This window comes from Corallococcus sp. AB030, from assembly GCF_003668965.1.
Taxonomy (GTDB): Bacteria; Myxococcota; Myxococcia; order Myxococcales; family Myxococcaceae; genus Corallococcus; species Corallococcus exiguus.
On the sequence record NZ_RAWQ01000101.1, the window covers coordinates 19,604 to 35,088 of the forward strand.

The 15,485-nt window shown below is 66.6% G+C and carries 16 protein-coding genes; 3 read left to right on the top strand and 13 right to left on the bottom strand.

Going from position 1 to position 15,485, the window contains the following annotated elements; translation table 11 throughout:
• Nucleotides 1-10: 10 nt before the first annotated feature.
• From D7Y15_RS23170 to D7Y15_RS23200, 7 genes are all read right to left on the bottom strand, one after another.
• On the bottom strand, nt 11-1,222 hold the full coding sequence (locus tag D7Y15_RS23170) for a minor capsid protein (protein WP_158629094.1): 1,212 nt from the start codon (nt 1,220-1,222) through the stop codon (nt 11-13).
• A complete protein-coding gene (locus D7Y15_RS44760; RefSeq protein ID WP_158629095.1) occupies nt 1,219-1,386 on the bottom strand; it encodes a hypothetical protein in 168 nt (55 codons plus the stop codon). Before D7Y15_RS44760 ends, D7Y15_RS23170 begins: the two co-directional genes overlap by 4 nt.
• A complete protein-coding gene (locus tag D7Y15_RS23175) occupies nt 1,383-2,858 on the bottom strand; it encodes a DUF4055 domain-containing protein (RefSeq protein WP_121753947.1) in 1,476 nt (491 codons plus the stop codon). The genes D7Y15_RS44760 and D7Y15_RS23175 overlap by 4 nt, the downstream gene beginning before the upstream one ends.
• Nucleotides 2,855-3,349, bottom strand: a complete 495-nt coding sequence (locus D7Y15_RS23180) for a Mov34/MPN/PAD-1 family protein (protein WP_121753948.1) — start codon at nt 3,347-3,349, stop codon at nt 2,855-2,857. Before D7Y15_RS23180 ends, D7Y15_RS23175 begins: the two co-directional genes overlap by 4 nt.
• Nucleotides 3,349-4,905 (bottom strand): hypothetical protein, encoded by a 1,557-nt coding sequence (locus tag D7Y15_RS23185; RefSeq protein ID WP_121753949.1) that lies wholly within the window; start codon nt 4,903-4,905, stop codon nt 3,349-3,351. The genes D7Y15_RS23180 and D7Y15_RS23185 overlap by 1 nt, the downstream gene beginning before the upstream one ends.
• A complete protein-coding gene (locus D7Y15_RS23190; RefSeq protein ID WP_199745974.1) occupies nt 4,902-5,471 on the bottom strand; it encodes a terminase small subunit in 570 nt (189 codons plus the stop codon). Before D7Y15_RS23190 ends, D7Y15_RS23185 begins: the two co-directional genes overlap by 4 nt.
• Before the next feature lie 325 nt (nt 5,472-5,796).
• Nucleotides 5,797-6,060, bottom strand: coding sequence for a hypothetical protein (locus tag D7Y15_RS23200; RefSeq protein WP_148712841.1), 264 nt, complete (start codon nt 6,058-6,060; stop codon nt 5,797-5,799).
• A 678-nt stretch (nt 6,061-6,738) separates the two neighbouring features.
• Here D7Y15_RS23200 and D7Y15_RS23210 point away from each other — a divergent pair.
• The gene (locus D7Y15_RS23210) at nt 6,739-7,242 is read left to right on the top strand and encodes a hypothetical protein (RefSeq protein WP_148712842.1); all 504 of its coding nucleotides are present in this window, start codon (nt 6,739-6,741) and stop codon (nt 7,240-7,242) included.
• 460 nt (nt 7,243-7,702) lie between these two features.
• On the opposite strand, the gene D7Y15_RS23220 is transcribed toward D7Y15_RS23210, so the two are convergent.
• Together D7Y15_RS23220 and D7Y15_RS23225 are read right to left on the bottom strand one after the other, a co-directional pair.
• Complete coding sequence (locus D7Y15_RS23220; protein WP_121753955.1) at nt 7,703-7,957, bottom strand: hypothetical protein; 255 nt, start codon at nt 7,955-7,957, stop codon at nt 7,703-7,705.
• Between the two features lie 44 nt (nt 7,958-8,001).
• A complete protein-coding gene (locus D7Y15_RS23225; RefSeq protein ID WP_121753956.1) occupies nt 8,002-8,250 on the bottom strand; it encodes a hypothetical protein in 249 nt (82 codons plus the stop codon).
• A gap of 1,792 nt (nt 8,251-10,042) precedes the next feature.
• On the opposite strand from D7Y15_RS23225, the gene D7Y15_RS23235 reads away from it, so the two are divergent.
• Nucleotides 10,043-11,371 (top strand): nucleoside 2-deoxyribosyltransferase, encoded by a 1,329-nt coding sequence (locus D7Y15_RS23235; protein ID WP_148712843.1) that lies wholly within the window; start codon nt 10,043-10,045, stop codon nt 11,369-11,371.
• Nucleotides 11,368-12,006 (top strand): 7-cyano-7-deazaguanine synthase, encoded by a 639-nt coding sequence (locus tag D7Y15_RS23240; protein WP_121753959.1) that lies wholly within the window; start codon nt 11,368-11,370, stop codon nt 12,004-12,006. The genes D7Y15_RS23235 and D7Y15_RS23240 overlap by 4 nt, the downstream gene beginning before the upstream one ends.
• A gap of 649 nt (nt 12,007-12,655) precedes the next feature.
• Here D7Y15_RS23240 and D7Y15_RS23245 read toward each other — a convergent pair.
• The 4 genes from D7Y15_RS23245 to D7Y15_RS23260 are packed head-to-tail and all read right to left on the bottom strand — an operon-like array spanning nt 12,656 to nt 15,436.
• Nucleotides 12,656-13,183 carry a hypothetical protein gene (locus D7Y15_RS23245; RefSeq protein WP_121753960.1) on the bottom strand — a complete coding sequence of 176 codons (528 nt, stop codon included), beginning with the start codon at nt 13,181-13,183 and terminating at the stop codon, nt 12,656-12,658.
• Nucleotides 13,180-13,644, bottom strand: a complete 465-nt coding sequence (locus D7Y15_RS23250) for a hypothetical protein (protein WP_121753961.1) — start codon at nt 13,642-13,644, stop codon at nt 13,180-13,182. The genes D7Y15_RS23245 and D7Y15_RS23250 overlap by 4 nt, the downstream gene beginning before the upstream one ends.
• The gene (locus D7Y15_RS23255; RefSeq protein WP_148712844.1) at nt 13,641-14,120 is read right to left on the bottom strand and encodes a hypothetical protein; all 480 of its coding nucleotides are present in this window, start codon (nt 14,118-14,120) and stop codon (nt 13,641-13,643) included. The genes D7Y15_RS23250 and D7Y15_RS23255 overlap by 4 nt, the downstream gene beginning before the upstream one ends.
• Nucleotides 14,117-15,436: a hypothetical protein gene (locus tag D7Y15_RS23260; RefSeq protein ID WP_148712845.1), complete on the bottom strand. Its 1,320-nt coding sequence runs from the start codon at nt 15,434-15,436 to the stop codon at nt 14,117-14,119. Before D7Y15_RS23260 ends, D7Y15_RS23255 begins: the two co-directional genes overlap by 4 nt.
• Nucleotides 15,437-15,485: the final 49 nt, after the last annotated feature.

Here is a 15,485-nt window from a genome sequence, read left to right on the forward strand (position 1 = left end):
GGAGGGCCGGCTACAGCTGTGCCTTCTTGAAAGCGGCGGCCTCGGTGGCGCGCAGCTCGTCCAAGGTGAGCGTCTTGCCGCTGGCGTCGGTGAAGCTGCCGAGGCGGAGTCCTCCGTCCCGGAAGAGGCGGCCGCGCGCGGGCCCCAGCACCTCGTCCTGGAAGCTGGTGGGCTGACGGCGCAGCCAGTCCTCGTAGGACAGGCCCTTGGGCGCGGAGCCGATGTTCTCCTTGGCCCAGCGCTCGCGGATGCGCTTCACCGCCGCGCCGCGCTCCTTCTCCGTCATGTCCTTCCAGGCCTCGCCGGCCTTCGCCTCGGCCCGGAAGTCGATTTCCCGGTTCCGCCTGTCCCGGGTGTCTCGGACAGTGGGCCGGTCGCCCACGAGGCGCACGCCGTCGATGACGGGGATGGTCGTTGTCCGGCACCGGGGGTGGAAAGGAGGCCGCTTCCCTTCCCGCACGGGGAACTCCTTCCCATCCAGCGACATGCACAGCAGCGTGGTGCGCCCGTCCAAGGTCGCAACCAGACGCACAGCCGTCACGAGGTCGGCGTTGGCCCGGTACACCTCCTCCCGGGCCTGGGTGGCCACGTGGTTGAGGGAGGTACGCACCATCGCGTCCGCGCCCCGCCGGGTCACCTCCAGGACGCCGTCCGAGTAGGACGCGGAGCGAGTGCCCATGATGTCCCGGACGATCTGCGACGTCGTGCGCCCCTCCACCACGCCCGCCTGGACGGCGCGGTCGATGCGCACCAGGTCCGCCTCCGCAATCCCCTTCACCCAGGACTCAAGGACGGCGCCGTTGAAGGGCCGGGAGAAGACGGCCGCCTCCAGCACCTCCGCCGTGGGCGCGGCGATGGAGACGTCCACGATGAGCGTCTCCTCCAGCAGGGCCGCCTGCCACCGGGCCTCGTACGCCGCGAAGGAGGCGGCCTCCTCCTGCAGCGTGCTGGAGATGGCGGCGTAGGCTCCGGCCCGGAGGGTGCGCACCTCGGACAGCAGCCCGGCGATGCGCTCCGTCGTCTCGCGGCCGGCGTCGTACCCGCCCGCGTCCTCAATGGCTTGGAGGCGCGCGGCGAGCTGCTCCGTGAGGCGCTCCTCCGTGTCATTGAGGAGGCCCACCACGCGCCGGGCGACACCAGCCTTGTAGCGCTCCAACTGGACGGCGTGCGCGACGGAGCGCTCCAGCAGCTCCTCGTTGGCGGTGGGGCGGACGGTGCTCACCGGACACCGCCCTGGCGCGCATCGGCGTCCAGCTCGATGAAGGCCCGCCGGGCCGTCCAGTCGTGCAGCGCATCCCCCCATGCCTCGGGGAGCACTTCCATGAGCGGATGCGCGATGACGTTGTGGGCGAAGCGCCAGAGACGGGCGCACATGGCGGGCGTCATGCAGTCCTCCCGTCGGCGGGCCCGGGCTGGGCCGGTGGCACCTGGCCGCCAGCTGTCGACGCCGTGCGCAGGCTGCCCAGCGCCGGCCCCTCGCTCGCCAGGCGCTCCCCGTCCGCCTCCACGTCGAAGTCGGCCATGAGGACGCCGCGGCGCTTGAGTTCGGCGAGGAAGGCCTCGCGGGAAATCTCCCGGGCCGCGCGCGCCTTGAAGAGGACGTCCAGGCCCTGCGCGTCGGCCTCGGAGATGCCGAAGTCGGTGTGCACCTCCACCTTCAGCTTCGCGTCCTCCACCTCCAGCCCCAGCCACCGGGCCGCGAAGTAGAAGGCCAGCTCCAGCGCGTCGCTGAAGGACTCCGCCATGGCCTGCAGCTCGGAGTGAGCCTGGGCGGTGTTGATGGACTTCTCGGTGGCCGTGGTGGAGCCCGACTTCCGGACGAGGAGCTCCACGCCCAGCATGGCCATCTCGTCCTTCAGGTCCTCCAGGTCCTGTCGGCCGGCCGTGATGGCCGCGCCGGTGTGCTCCACGTAGTAGAACTTCCCCTGCGGGCTGCTGGTGGTGAGGAGCGCGTGGGGCCCCACCGTCACCTTCCCAGAGCCTCGCGACTCCCCTTCCCCGCGGTCCTGCTCCAGCCCGGAGGCGGCCAGCATGGGGAAGCGCGCCACGGTGAGGACGTTCCGCTGGTCGCTGGCAGACTGCCAGTGCTCCACGTTCTTGTCCGCCAGGTCCATCAGCGGCGGCTTCGCGGCGCACAGGGCGGTGCGTTCCCCGGCGTACCAGGTGACGAGGGGGATGAAGCCCAGAGTGTTGGGGCCGCTCGCCGCCTCCTTCCACTCGCTGGTGCCGCTGCGCTCGTAGACGGCCCAGGAGTCGCGCTCGAGGACGCGCACCCGCTCCACCAGCACCTCTTCGAAGCCGTCCCGGCGCGTCTCGCTCTCACGGATGCGCACGTGGGTGAGCACCTCCACCCCGCCCACCGTTTCCGCATACGCGGCGATGAGGGACTCGGCGGAGACGTGCACGAAGTACGGGCGGAGGCCCGCGCGCTGCTCGTCTTCCAGCGTCCGCACCGCCTCCGGATCCACCACTGGGAAGTCCACGAGGATGTGGGCGAGGCCCTTGGACAGGCCATCCCGGAAGACGCCGCGGGCCCAGGCAGTGATGTCGCTGCCCTGCCTGTCCACGTCGTCCACCAGGACGCGCAGCGGCTCGGGCGCGGACTCGCCCAGGCGCACCGGCTTGGCGAATGGCTTCGCGGCAAGGTTGCGCGCTGTCTTGCCGAAGACGTTGAGGAGGACGGCGCGCTGGAGGCGCTCCCTGTACGCCGCCTCCTCCTCCGCGTGGTACTGCGGCAGGTAGGTGCGTCCGGCGGCGCGCATGGTGCCGGTGCCGCCAAGGAGGGCCAGCACGAGGGCCCAGGCTGGCTGCATGGCCCGGTAGGCGCTGCTGGGGGTGCTGACGTCGGCGGCGCTCATTCCGCGGGCTCCATGCGGCGGATTGCCGCCTCGCCGCGCACGGCGGTGAAGACACTCGCCACCACGTGGCCCTGCATGGCGGACGGCCCGGACAGCAGCAGGTGCAGCACCTCCGGCCTGTCCGGGCCGAGGCACTCGCGGACAGAGGCCTCGTCGGTGCGCGACAGCCTGGCGGGCCCGCCCGGGTGGGTGTGCCAGTCGCCCAGGTAGCGCAGGCGCGGGTGCACCCGGCCCAGGAGGCGGTTGTCGCGGACGCGGTCCGCCTCGAAGCCCACGCGCCCGCGCACGGCACGCCGCCCGGGGCTGGTGACGGCGAGCACGTGGGCCTCGCCGTCCACCACGGCACCAAGCAGCAGGCCGCCCGTCTCCAGCGGGGCGCGCACCCGCGCCAAGCGCAGGGCCTTCGCCAGGACGCCGGGCGCCAAGCGTACGCGGTAGCCATCAGAGACGTAGAGGGCCGGCGCGGGCTCCATCGGCAGCGGGCAGGCCATCACCGGTAGCTCCCCACCTGGAAGGTGGCCGTGCCCTCGCCGAGCATCAGCTCCGTCAGCGCCCACACCACCGCGTCCATGCGGTTGGGGCTCCAGTCCGACTCGCCCGGCACCCACGTCGTCTGCTCGTCCTCCAGGGCAGCGAGGCGCACCACGTGGTGTGCCATCCCGCGCTCGTAAAGGGCGGCCACCGGTGCCGCGCGCTTCGCCTTGCCGCGCGTGGCCGTCACCACCTTCACGGTGACGTGCTTCTTCGTCTCGCGCGCCTTGGTGCGGACGTTCGTCTCCACCATGTCGCCGCCGTAGTTCTTCTCGCCCACGACGGCGTCCGCGCGCTCCTTCTCGTAGAGGGCCAGCGCCTTCGCCGCCCACCCCTCCGCTGAGTACTTCCCCGAAGCATCCAGCCACACGTAGGCGTGGCCGTTGCTGGCCTTGCCGGCGCAGACGATGCCCACCTCGTCGTTGTCGGGCCCATCGCCGCCGGCCGGATCCACCGCCACCACCACGCGCACCATGGGCAACGGCTTGCCCTCGGCGTCCTTCGGGAGCTCGGCACGGCTGTTGTCCAGCAACTCCTGCGTCCACAGCGCGCCCACCGCCGCGGCCTTGAAAGCCTCCTCCACCGTCGCCGGGTACTCGCGGCGGAAGTCGTGGATGCCCTTCTCGTAGACGGAAATCTTCGCCCGGCGCCAGGCGAGCTGCGCGTCGGCCAGCTCGAAGCCGTGCGCCTCGCGGCAGAGGGTGGCGTACCGCTCCTCCTCGCTGGTGCGCTCGAAGCCCGGCGGCACCTCGCGCCGGTACTCCTCCTGCCAGAACCACGGGACGAAGATGAGCTCGAAGTCGTTCTCCCCCTTCTGCGCCGCCATGCACAGGTGGTGGAAGAGGCCCTGGGGCCCGTCGCTGGTGCTCTCCAGGATGACTTCGGTGCCCGGCGCCGTCGGCACGCCCTCCATGACGCCGCGCATGTGCGTCGCGGCGTTGGGCCAGAAGGCCACCTCGCTGCCGTGGAAGTACTGGATGGTGGAGGAGCGGCCCGTCCCCTTCGCGCCCGCGGTGCCCACCTTGTAGCCGGAGGACAACTTGTCGAAGAGGAGCTCCTTCGCGTTGGAGGCGCTCGTCGACGGCTTCACCAGGGCCGGGACATGGTCGTGGTACCGCTTCGCCATGTCGAAGAGGTTCACCGTCGCCGCGTCCTCGTGCGTGAGGATGTAGGCGCGCACGCCCTTCAGGTGGCTCACCTTCCAGTAGAAGCGCGCCTCCACGTACGTGCTGCAGCCCTGCTGGCGCCCCTTCAGGACGATGGCGCGCACGAAGCCCCGGCGCCTCAGCTGCGCCTCCAGCCGCTCGTGGATGTACAGCTGCGCGCGGTTGAGCTTCAGCGCCGGCAGCTCACCGCCCGTCACCTCCTTCGGGCGGATGCGCAGGCACCGCGAGGCGTAGTGCGGGAAGTCGTCCTTCAGCCGCTGGCGGATCCGCTTCTCGCGCGGGGAGAGAGGCTTGCGGCGCGCCCCTTGGTGGGGCGGCTCGGCCGCACGGCGACGGGCGCGGGCGCTCATTCCAGCTCCCCCAGCGCGTCCTCGTGGCTGAACTGGACGGTGGTTTCCACCTTGTCGACGAAGAGGCGCAGGTGCTTGCCCAGCAGCTCCAGGGACTTCGGCTTGTCCCAGAGCTTCACCTTCGCGACGGTGCCGATGGCCTCGCCCTCCACGGTGAGCTGCTCCACCTCGATGGAGGAGATGGCCCGGCGCAGGTGGGCCGGCATCTCCTTCAGCGGCAGGAGGGCCCCGGTGGGGCTGAAGGCATCGCCGATGTCCGTCCGGGCGATGAGGAGCAGTTCGCGCAGGACGTCGTCCGCCTTCACCTCGACGCGCTCGGCCCGGGCCTTCTGGGCCGCCGCCACGGACTCCAACACCTTGACATTCCTCAACATGCGGCTGCCCTGCGACTCGGCGGTGCGCTCCGAGTAGCCGGCAGCCCGGGCGGCCCGGGTGGCGTTGAGGTCGAGGAGGTACTCCTGGACGAAGCGCTCCTGCTTCGCCGTCAGAGCCTGATCGCGCGACTCATCCGCCGGGGTCTTCCGGCTGCGGCGCGTGCTGGGCTTGCGAGGAGGCGTGCTTCCCACGCCGCCGAGTCTCCGGTGTCGCGTGGACAACGTCCGGCGCTGGCACGGGAGGCCGCCCCTTCTTCATGGGCACCGGGGACTTTCCCCCGGCACATCACGGAGAAGACATGCATCTGCTCTACTGCCCTGCCTGCAGCACCCACCGACCCGCAGACATGCGCCACTGGTGCTCTGGCCTGGAGGAATTGCGCCAGCGCGCCGAGCGGCTCAGGACCTGCCCGCACACCTACGCGTCCCGCGTCCCGGGGAAGCAGGACTGGTACTGCTCGGACTGCGACTACCTCGGCCCGCGGCCCAAGGGGACCGGTCCGCTCCACTGACGCGCTCAGCCCTGGCGCTCGGGCACCTCGTCCCACAGCGCAAGCTGCCCCTCCGGCTCCGGCCGCTTCCGGGAGGCTCGGGGGGCAGTCTCTACCTGGGCTGCCGGAGGCGGCTCTTTCTGCGCGTAAGCCTGGGCCGCCTTCCGGAGCCGGTCCTGGGCGCGGGAGAAGTCCTCCTCGTCCCCGTCGTCCGCCTCCGCGTAGGCCAGCGCCGCAGCCGTCAGCCGCTCCCAAGGCGTGGCGTAGGGCTCGCGCAGCGGCTCTGACATGGACTGCCCGCGCCGTTGCCGCATGAGGTGCCCATGACAGCGCCGGTGCCGGGGCGCGGCATCGCGGGTGCACCCGTCTTCACAGCACCGGGTTGGAGCGCGGCAGGAGGACATGAACGCCCCTACTGTGCCTCACGCACAACGGGCGTGCACGAGATGCGCACGCCCGTCACCCTGAGGAACTCAGCACGCGCAGCCAGGTCCCTTGTGACAGGTCTTATCGAGCGAGATGCACGAGTCCCCGCACGGCTTGCTGTCCGACCCGCAGTACTTGCAGCACCCGCCAACCCCGCTTCTGGCTGAATCCCCGCTCAAGTCGTCGCGGGACGCAGCTCCCACCGGGTCCTCCTTGTAGGAGTCCTCCATCTCGGGAGTGAAGCAGCCCTGCGTCAACACCGCAGCCACCATGATTCCAACCAGTCGGCTCATTTCTATCCCCCTGCCTCGTGAACGAGGCGTACTTGGCCCAAACGACGACGCCATTTTTACTTCGGGGGCGACCGTCGCCTCCATCACTCCAAAGTGGGGGTCGCGCCTGACCGGATTGAAACCGCTCATCCCCGGATGAGGCGCACCATGAGCAGAGCTGGGGCGCTCATCCCGTCTTGTCACCTGCGGCCACTAGAGGCGATGGTAGGTGCAGCGCGCGCCACACTTCACCCGCCGCTGCGAAAGACCATGGACCCCAGCAAGGATGCTCAACCGGAGGCTCAGTCTCCGGCCTCTACTGCCATCGCGCCTGTCCCTGCGGCTGCACCCCAGGAACAGAAGTCCACCAGCAACGAGATCAGCATCGCTGATGTGATGCAACTCGTGACCACGATCGCACAGGCTGTCATGCCGCTCGCAGCAACAGCGTTCGAGGCGCGGGCAAAGTTCATGGCGGCCCAGCCCGAACTCAACACACTGCAGGAGAAGAACGCTCACGCGCGTGCAATGGACAATCAGCAACGCTCTTGGGAGTTCTACAGGGCCCGCGACCGGATGGTCGGCTGGCTGATGCTCACGTGGACCATCGCGCTCCTCGGTCTCGTTGCTGGCGGTGTCTTCGCTATCCACAAGCAGATCATCGACCAGCAATCGGCGGTCACCTTTGGGTTGATGATTGCAGGTGCGATGGGATGGGTGGGCACGCGAGTGACGAGCCGTTCCCAAACTCCGTCTCCGCCTCCTGGCCCGTGAGGAGCCCCCAGGGCAGCATTAGTGCGTCTCTGCGGGCAAGGCGCTCAGAACCACCATGCCGGGGTGCGGGTCGCAACGAAGTATGAAGCAGTGTCGATCCTCCTCCGCCACCAGTTCACCGTCCACACGCTGAGGCGGCGGAGGGCGCCAGCGGCAGGGGAGGCTGCGGTGACGCGCGCTCGATCTCCAGCCCCGCGCTATCCAGAACGTGGACGCCGGGGATGGAACAGGCGCAGCCGCACGGCAGCGGGGCTCACTCATCGGCGACATAGGTCATCGCGCGCGAGCTTCGCAGCGAGCACTGCGTCTGGCAGGCAGGTCACGGAGACGCAGGATCGCTGCTCCACCACCACCAAGCACGTGACGCCGCGCTCATCGTCGTGCCAGACATCGACGACCGTGGAATACGACGGATGGTTGTCCCCGCACCCGACGACGAGGAGCGCCAGCAAGACGGTCCTCACGCGTCCTCCGGTGGAGTGCCAGGCAAGGTCAGCGTCTGCCCATCCCCGGGCGGCAGCGGCGGCAGGAACTCGATGCCGTTTCCGTGGAGGACGACACGCCGCCCGCCCAGGCTCGCCACGTCGATTTCCTGGCCAGAGGGCTTCAGGATGACGGTACTCCATGCGCCGCTGCGGTGCCGCACTCCCACGAAGTGGGGGAAGTCCACGGTCTCCCAGGGCTTGAGCGTTGCCACGCCGTCGTTGGTCGCCATGCCTTAGCGTCACCTGTGACGTGGACAGGATCCGGCGATGGTTCTCATGGACCTAGCTGCGGCGACTGCATCCCGGAACAGGCCGAGATCCTCTTCGGCCCCGCGTAGGTGAGCGCGGGGAAGCGCTCCAGGACGGCGCGGTGGTGCACCCCTTGGCGGAGCAGTTCCAGCGCCTTCGCCCGCTGCTGGCGCAGGAGCTGTGCGGGCACCAGCCCCTCCGGCCGGTCCGGACCGAGCTCGCTCGGATCCGCTCCGTCGTCCTCCGGCAGCACCGATTTGCAGCAGCAGGCCATCCCCTCTCACCGTGCCTCATTCCAGGCCCGTCTGCACGGAACGCGCCGGAGGGACGACCGACGAGCGACCTCCGACGCATGCGAACTCCACCTCAGTCAGAAACCTCGACTCTTGTCCGCTCGGCAAGCTGGTGGGGCCGAACTCTCGGCTCCGAACCCTACCCGCCGTTCGTGAATCGGGAGCATCGACTGTCTATGCTTAGGTGCTGTTGGGCTTCTTGCGCTTGCGGCTTTCCTCATCAACCTTCGCTTGGCACAACTTGCAGATCCCATTGCGATGATCGGGCTTGGTTCTATTTTCGTAGTATTCCGAAAGTCGCTTTACCTCGCCGCATCGCTGACACGGCTTTGTAAGTGCGTTTCCCAACTCAATCCTCCCTTTCGCCAAACACTGTTGTGATAGCAGTGCCGACCCAGACGTTCAGCAAGCAGCCCAACCAGTAGCGTCGGTTAGTGTCAGCAAGGCGCGAAGAAGGCTACCACACCAACGGTCAGACATTGGTCACGGCTCGCCGCTGATGGACCACCACGAGCTTACCCTCCATACCACAGGTCCAATTGGCTCCCACACCGGGCTAACCCGGGACGAGGACGAGGGCCCAGCGCCTGCCATCCGCGCCCTGGTGGTAGCCGCGCGGGAGGGCTGCGCCGGCCGGGCACTGCGGCACTGGGCAGGGCAGGTCCTCGCGTTCGCGACGACTGGCGCAGGATGTCACGGGTACCTCAGTGAACGAGCATGGAACTGGCAACCACCAGGCGCGCCTCATCGTGGTCACCCGCTACGACGCAGGCGTTCAGGTACTGCTTCGCCGTCGCTCGGTACGGAGGTGTCCACTCCGCTTCGCCGCACAGCGCGGATCGCCCGTGGGTCCTCTCCTCTGCTCGCAGTTCCGATCACTCCGACCAGCCCACGCGCTCGGGAGAGTCAAGGGTCGGCCACGCCGAAACCTGAATGATTCTGCACCCTTGCTCTTCCTTCAGCGCGCGAGCGAAGGACAACCGGCCGCAAGCGGTCAATCCTGTCCGATTAGGAGTTGCGATCCGTTTGGCCAACCCCAATGCGGTCCGTTGCTCCCCCCCCGACACTGGGACGCTACCGCTGGGCCGTAGATCGAACGTTGCCCAAGAAGAACCAGCTGCGCCGGCTTCGGGTCCGCGATGAGCGCAGGGACGACGTCCACTTCGGACTCCTCATCCGCGGATGCTGCGTCATGCTGTTCCGTCGCCTCTGCCCTGACGCTTGTTGAAGGATGTAAAACCCAGGCCCGTGACGCAAAACGCGGCAAGCGGTTCATCCCTGCCCATCGTCAGTCGCGGCCGCAGAGCGTGTCTGCTCGACGCAGTCCCCTAAGCATACCTGCTCACCTGTTCGGCTTGCACCTAGCAGCTCACTGCCCTAACAAACAGAACAAACCGCCACACTGCGACAATCCGGATAAGTCGAGAATTGAGGGACAAATGGGCAGCACCGGCTCGGGAAGATTTGGAGATTACACCGGCGGGGACAAGACACCGCGGTGTGATCGTCCAGTCGAAACGGATCTAGAAGACGTGGCGCAATCATCATTTTTTCAGTCGAACAAAAATCTACCCCCTCCAGGAACACCTATTCACCTCGCCAAAGGAACAACAAACGGGCGTCTACTGATTATCGAAACAGCGAGCGGACTATCACTAGGAGCCCTTCCAACCAGACTCAATTACTTGCTTGCATGCCAAGGCACTGGAAGGAACTACGAAGGAGAGACAACCCACACACACGCCGGGATCATCCCAACCGTCAAGGTGAAACTTGAGCCCACTTAGCAAAGAAAAACGCCTACTCATCATCGGAGATGCCTTTGTCGACTATCATCTCGACAAGAAACTCGTCCGACTTGGAGGGGTATTCCATGCAGCACGCGCCCTGAATGCGATGTCCGCCCGATACTCTGTCGCATACACAGCCCCAGCATACCTGGAGCCTTCAGCAAGCGCTTTTCTATCCGAACTAAATGCAGACCAATCGGCACAGATCGGAGAAATTACCGGAAACCCATCAGTCATCCTCATAAAAGAATCAACAGAGGCGGGCGATCAAGGTTACGACTCAGTTCTGCGCGAGCAACATAAACTAACCTGGAAGAGAGACACACTAGACACTCTAATCAACAACTTCCAACCAACCGACATCCTGCTCTTTCCCGGGAAATACCCATACGGAGATGTAATTTCGCTCGCCATCACCCAAAACATTCGAGTTCACGTCGACGTCCAGTACTCTCAAAACATAGAGGACATCACCAATCGCACAGAGGGTGTCATTTCCACCATCTTCTGCTCTACATCGGCACCACTCTTCATCGTTAATGCATCGGGAAGCCCCCGGCGCCTCCGCGAACTGCTGCCCTCACAAATCACAAGCGACCTCATCCTGAAAGAGAACAGGGGAGGCTCCAGAGCATACATAGGCGACGACAAAGAAATTGCAGCCCCAGCCTATCTCGGTCAAACCGCCCACTCAGTAGGCGTTGGCGACTGCTTCGACTGCGCATGGATTCTCGCATCCGAAACGGAGGACCGGGCAAGAAGTCTAGCGCGAGCGTCTTACTACGCTTCGCTATACGCAAGCACAATGATCCATGCCGATTTCGTCAGCGAAATCAAAGGAGCAATGACTGTCGACGAATCCATCCACAGCCTTTCCGGCACAATTCTCCCCTGGGAAACTCGAGCCGACATACAAATCTACATTGCCGCACCAGATTTTCCAGATATTGAAACAAAATCAATCGACGCCCTGGAAAAGGCCCTCAAGTACCATGGGTTTTCGCCACAAAGACCGATCAAAGAGAATGGACTCTGCACGCCCAGCACCCCAGATCCGGAAGCCGACCGGATATACAACGCAGACCTAGAACTAATCAAAAAATGCTCAATCCTAATAGCCATCCCCTTGACCGACGACCCGGGGACATTTGTTGAGCTTGGCATATTCTGTGGCACACATCGGCCGACCATCCTATACGATGCCACTGGACGAGTCGGGAATCTGTTTGCCAGGAAATCCGCAACACGCGTATGTAGAGACCTAAACTCGGTTGTCGGCGCTGTGTTCGAGCTTATGGGGAGTAAACATTGAACCCTCCTCACCAGGCACCTGTCGCGCTCCTGGCCTCTGGGGGATTGGACTCAACGGTCTTGGCCTACTGGCTTTCATCTAAAGGCTTTGACGTCTACCCGATCTTCATAGACTACGGGCAACACTGCGCGAAAATCGAATTACAAACAGCAAAAACCGTACTCCCCCCGACCATTAGAGACCGCATCGAAGTTTTGCACCTAGGAGACGTCTTCTCTTCATCCAAGTCGCTACTCATATCAGAAACCAATCTCTGGGAGAGGGAGGTGTCCGCTGATGAGTTAATACTCCCATACAGAAATTTGTTCTTCTTGGTTTCAGGATGCGCCAGGGCAGCAACCCTCGGCCTAAGGCATCTATATTCAGCATTCATCAACAGCAATCATGCAGCAGAGATCGACGCGGGACGAGCCTTCCTGGATGGGGTCCACAAGCTCACGCTCGGCGTTGGCGGCGTATCAATCGAGATGCCGTTTCGCGACATGTCGAAAACCGAAGTTGCGCAGCTTGGAATATCACTGAGCGCGCCTGTGGCACATACTTACTCTTGCCAAGCCAACTCCGCATCACACTGCGGCGCCTGCCCCAATTGTGTCGATCGGCTAACGGCACTTCAGGCCATCCATGAAACTTGATTCAGCTGTCTCCCAAGAAGAATTACGACTTGTCACAGAGTGCTTGCGCACTCTCGCGCCGGCCCTGCCCATTCTGCCCCCAGCAGAAACATATAATCATGTCGGGGCGGCGCTGGCCGACGTGGCACTCCAATCTGGACTGAATTACAGAATCGTTGTTCGCCCCCGTATTGAGTCAATTCTAGTTCGACACCCACACGACAGAACAGTGAGGGCAATGCAACGCGTGCTGGAGGGGATTTCGACAAGGACCCTTCTAAACTGGAATCATCCGGAAAAGCCTGGGCGATTCCATGCAATGCTCGAACTCTGCGCACGCGAAGGTGTTGATACCTTCGAAGAACTACGCGATTGGTCTCAATGCTCATCGACGAGAGAGCGGCTACTTTCGCTCAAGGGTATTGGGCCAAAATCGATTGATTACCTAAGGGTTCTTTGTGGCCACGGCGCCCTCCCATTGGATAGACATCTCCTGCGCATACTATCCATGGCCGGAGTAAAACCGAGAGGATATAGCCATGCACAAACTCTGCTCTCTGCGGCACTCACTTCATTGGACATGCCCATTAGAGAGACGGAGCGATCACTCTGGGTGTTGATGAGTTCGTGTTGCTAACAACTTCGTCGCGTATCTCTCCGCGCCGACATGTCACGGGCGCCTCTTGGCCGGGCCAGCCGGCGTGGCCAGGGCCGCGAGTCCGCGCAGCGCCGGCTTCCTGGGTGCCTTCTCCTTCTTCTGCCTCCGATCCTTGGGTGCGCGGGGACCAACTGACGCGGGCGGCACCAGAGGCGGCGGCGGGGCCAGCGCGTCCTGAGCGCGGACGGCTGCGGCGAGTGGATCATCCCCCCAGGAGAGCTCCACCAGCACCGAGGGCTCGCCCTGGGCCTGGGCGTACACCCAGCGCACCAGGGGCGAGGCGTCGTCCAGGCGGAGCTGCCGCGCCACCTCGTCGCGGATGCTCTTCATCGCGATGGGGAGGTTGTCCCCGGTGTCGAGCGTCCTCGGGGACACACGGGTGAGTCGCACCACCAGGAGCGCGGGCCCGCTCCAGCCTGGCCACAGCAGGTGAGTCGCATCGCGCTGCCCCTTCGCGCGGCGGTGGCGCTGCATGTGGTGCTCGCGCCGGTTGGAGGTGTTGACCGTCTCCACCGGAACCTCGAAGCGGATGCAGCTCACAGCCGCACCTCCCGCACGAGCTGTCCGTCCGGCGCGAGGATGAGCACCCGCCCCGCCCAGCCCTCGGCGCGGCAGAGCGACACCATGTGCGCCGTCCCGCGGCCCAGCTCCGGGTCCGTATGCGCCGCCACCCACCCCACACGCTCCCCCTGGGCAGCGAGCGCACGGAGGGCGTCGCGCATCGCCTCGTTCCGCTGTGGTCCCGCGCGGGCGCCGTCGCGCTTCCAGTCCGCGGGGAACCGCTCCACGTCCTGCACCCGGAACCAGGGCCACTCCAGGTGGGCGGCCACCTCCCAAAGGCGGTCCGCCCCGAAGGCCTCGGGCTCGTCTGTCTTCCGCGCATCTCCGGCGCCGTGGATGAGCCGCGTCCCGGGGTGCGTGGCGAAGCGCCGCGTGTGCGCGCGGAGCACCGGCAGGTGGTTCAACGTGAGCCCCGAACTGCCGCAGGCCAGCAGAATCACCGCATCACCTCCAGCGTAACTCGAATGCGCCACAGCCCTGACGCGCCCCGGCGGCCCGCCATGAGCAACGCGAGCACTGACGCCTTCCACTCCTCCGACGGCAGCCAGCCCCCGGCGTCGCCTGCGTTGACATCGTAGACGACGACGGAAGTGCCGGTCCGCTGCAGGCCCCCCCAGTGCGTGTGCCGGTACTGGGCCCGCTCCGGCGCGGAGTCCCACGTGCCGCGGAACTGGACGAACGCCAGGCCCAGCACGTTGCCCGCCGGGAAGCTGGGATGGACCTGGAAGCGCCGGCCGTTCGCCGTCAGCGCGGCCCGCATCACCGTGGGCGTCGTCCAGGGCTTCGGGAAGTGCGGGCGCAGCCCCATGACGGGGACACCAAGCACCGCTGCGAGCGCCCCCGGGCCGCAGTTGGCGCCCCACGTGGCGTGTGCGGCAAGGAGATCCGGAGGAGTGAAGAGGGGCGGGCAGCTCACGGGCTCACCTCCAGGGCGGCGAGGGATGCTCCGCGTGCACGAGGCTCCACCCAGCCGGAGACGCTGTCCGTCGTGAGTCGCGGCACGTCCGCCTCCAGCTGCGCCGCGCAGCCCCGGCACAACGGGTGCCCCCACACCACCAGGAAGGACGCCGTCCCGCACCCGGTGGCACAGGGGGCGCTCGGCTCCTCACCGCGGCCGACGCCCAGCTGCGCACGGCGGCGGGCCTCGGCGGGGGACAGCTGCGCCGGGGCCGCGCTGCCCATCTCGGCCCCACCCTGCCCCGGGACGTGCCGGCGCCACACCTCCGCGCCGATGAAGGCCCGAGCGGCGCACACCGGCTGGCGAGACTGCCCCCAGGTGTCCTCCAGCCACGCGAGCCAGGCCGCGCGCAGCCGCCCCTCGTCGCCTCCGACGGCGGCCAGCGCGTCCGCGTACCAGGTGGCCCAGCCCGGCGGGGGCGCTTCGGGGATGGCGCGGCCGAAGCGCCGGCAGCGCTCCTCCTGAGTCCACGCGAAGAACACCTTGTCCGGGCTCGGCGCGTCGTCCTCCATCCACTTCGGCCGCACCTTGCGGACGACGGAGGCCACCGGGACAGGGGCTGCTGGGGACGTGTCCCCACCGGCGTGGGACAGGGGGACAGGGGACATGTCCCCGGGGACAGAGGGACAGGGGACGGGGGACACATCGCGCGCGCTTTCAGCAGCAGCACGCTTCTTCTGTCGCTGCTTCTGCTTCTTCAACTTCTCGTACTTCCTACGCTTTTCGTCTTTCGACGCTGTTGCTGTTGCTTCCCCCCTACCCCCCTTCATGTCCCCGTCTGTCCCTGGGGACATGTCCCCTTTGTCCCCAGGGACAGGGGGGACAACCATAGGGACAGCGGGGAGGGACACGCCGGGGACGGGCGCGGCGACAGCGAGGGACGGGGCCAGCAGCGCGATGGCGTGCGCGAGCCCTTCGGCACGGCCCTCGCTGCGTGCCAGGGACTCGCGCAGGTGGGCCCGCTCCGCGCGCAGGGCGTCCAGTTCGTCGTGCAGGGCCTCCGGGTCGAAGGTGTGCGCGCAGCACGCCCCCGCAGGCTCGCGGCGGTAGGTGGGCGCCTCCGCCGCCGGGGCTGACTGGGCATCGTCCGGCCAGCGCGCCTCGGGCGGCAGCGCGCCCGGAAACCACTGGCTCGCCTCCTCCTCGCTGAAGAGCTGACCGGACGGCAGGCGAACCATGCCCGGTGGCACCGGCTCACCCTCGGCGATCTCTGGAGGCGGCGGAGGGATGGGCCGGCGACGTGGGCGAGCGGGCGGCGTGGGGCAGGTGCTCATGGTGTCGGGTCCAGGGTGAGCTGAGGACAGCAGGCGGGCGGGACGGGCC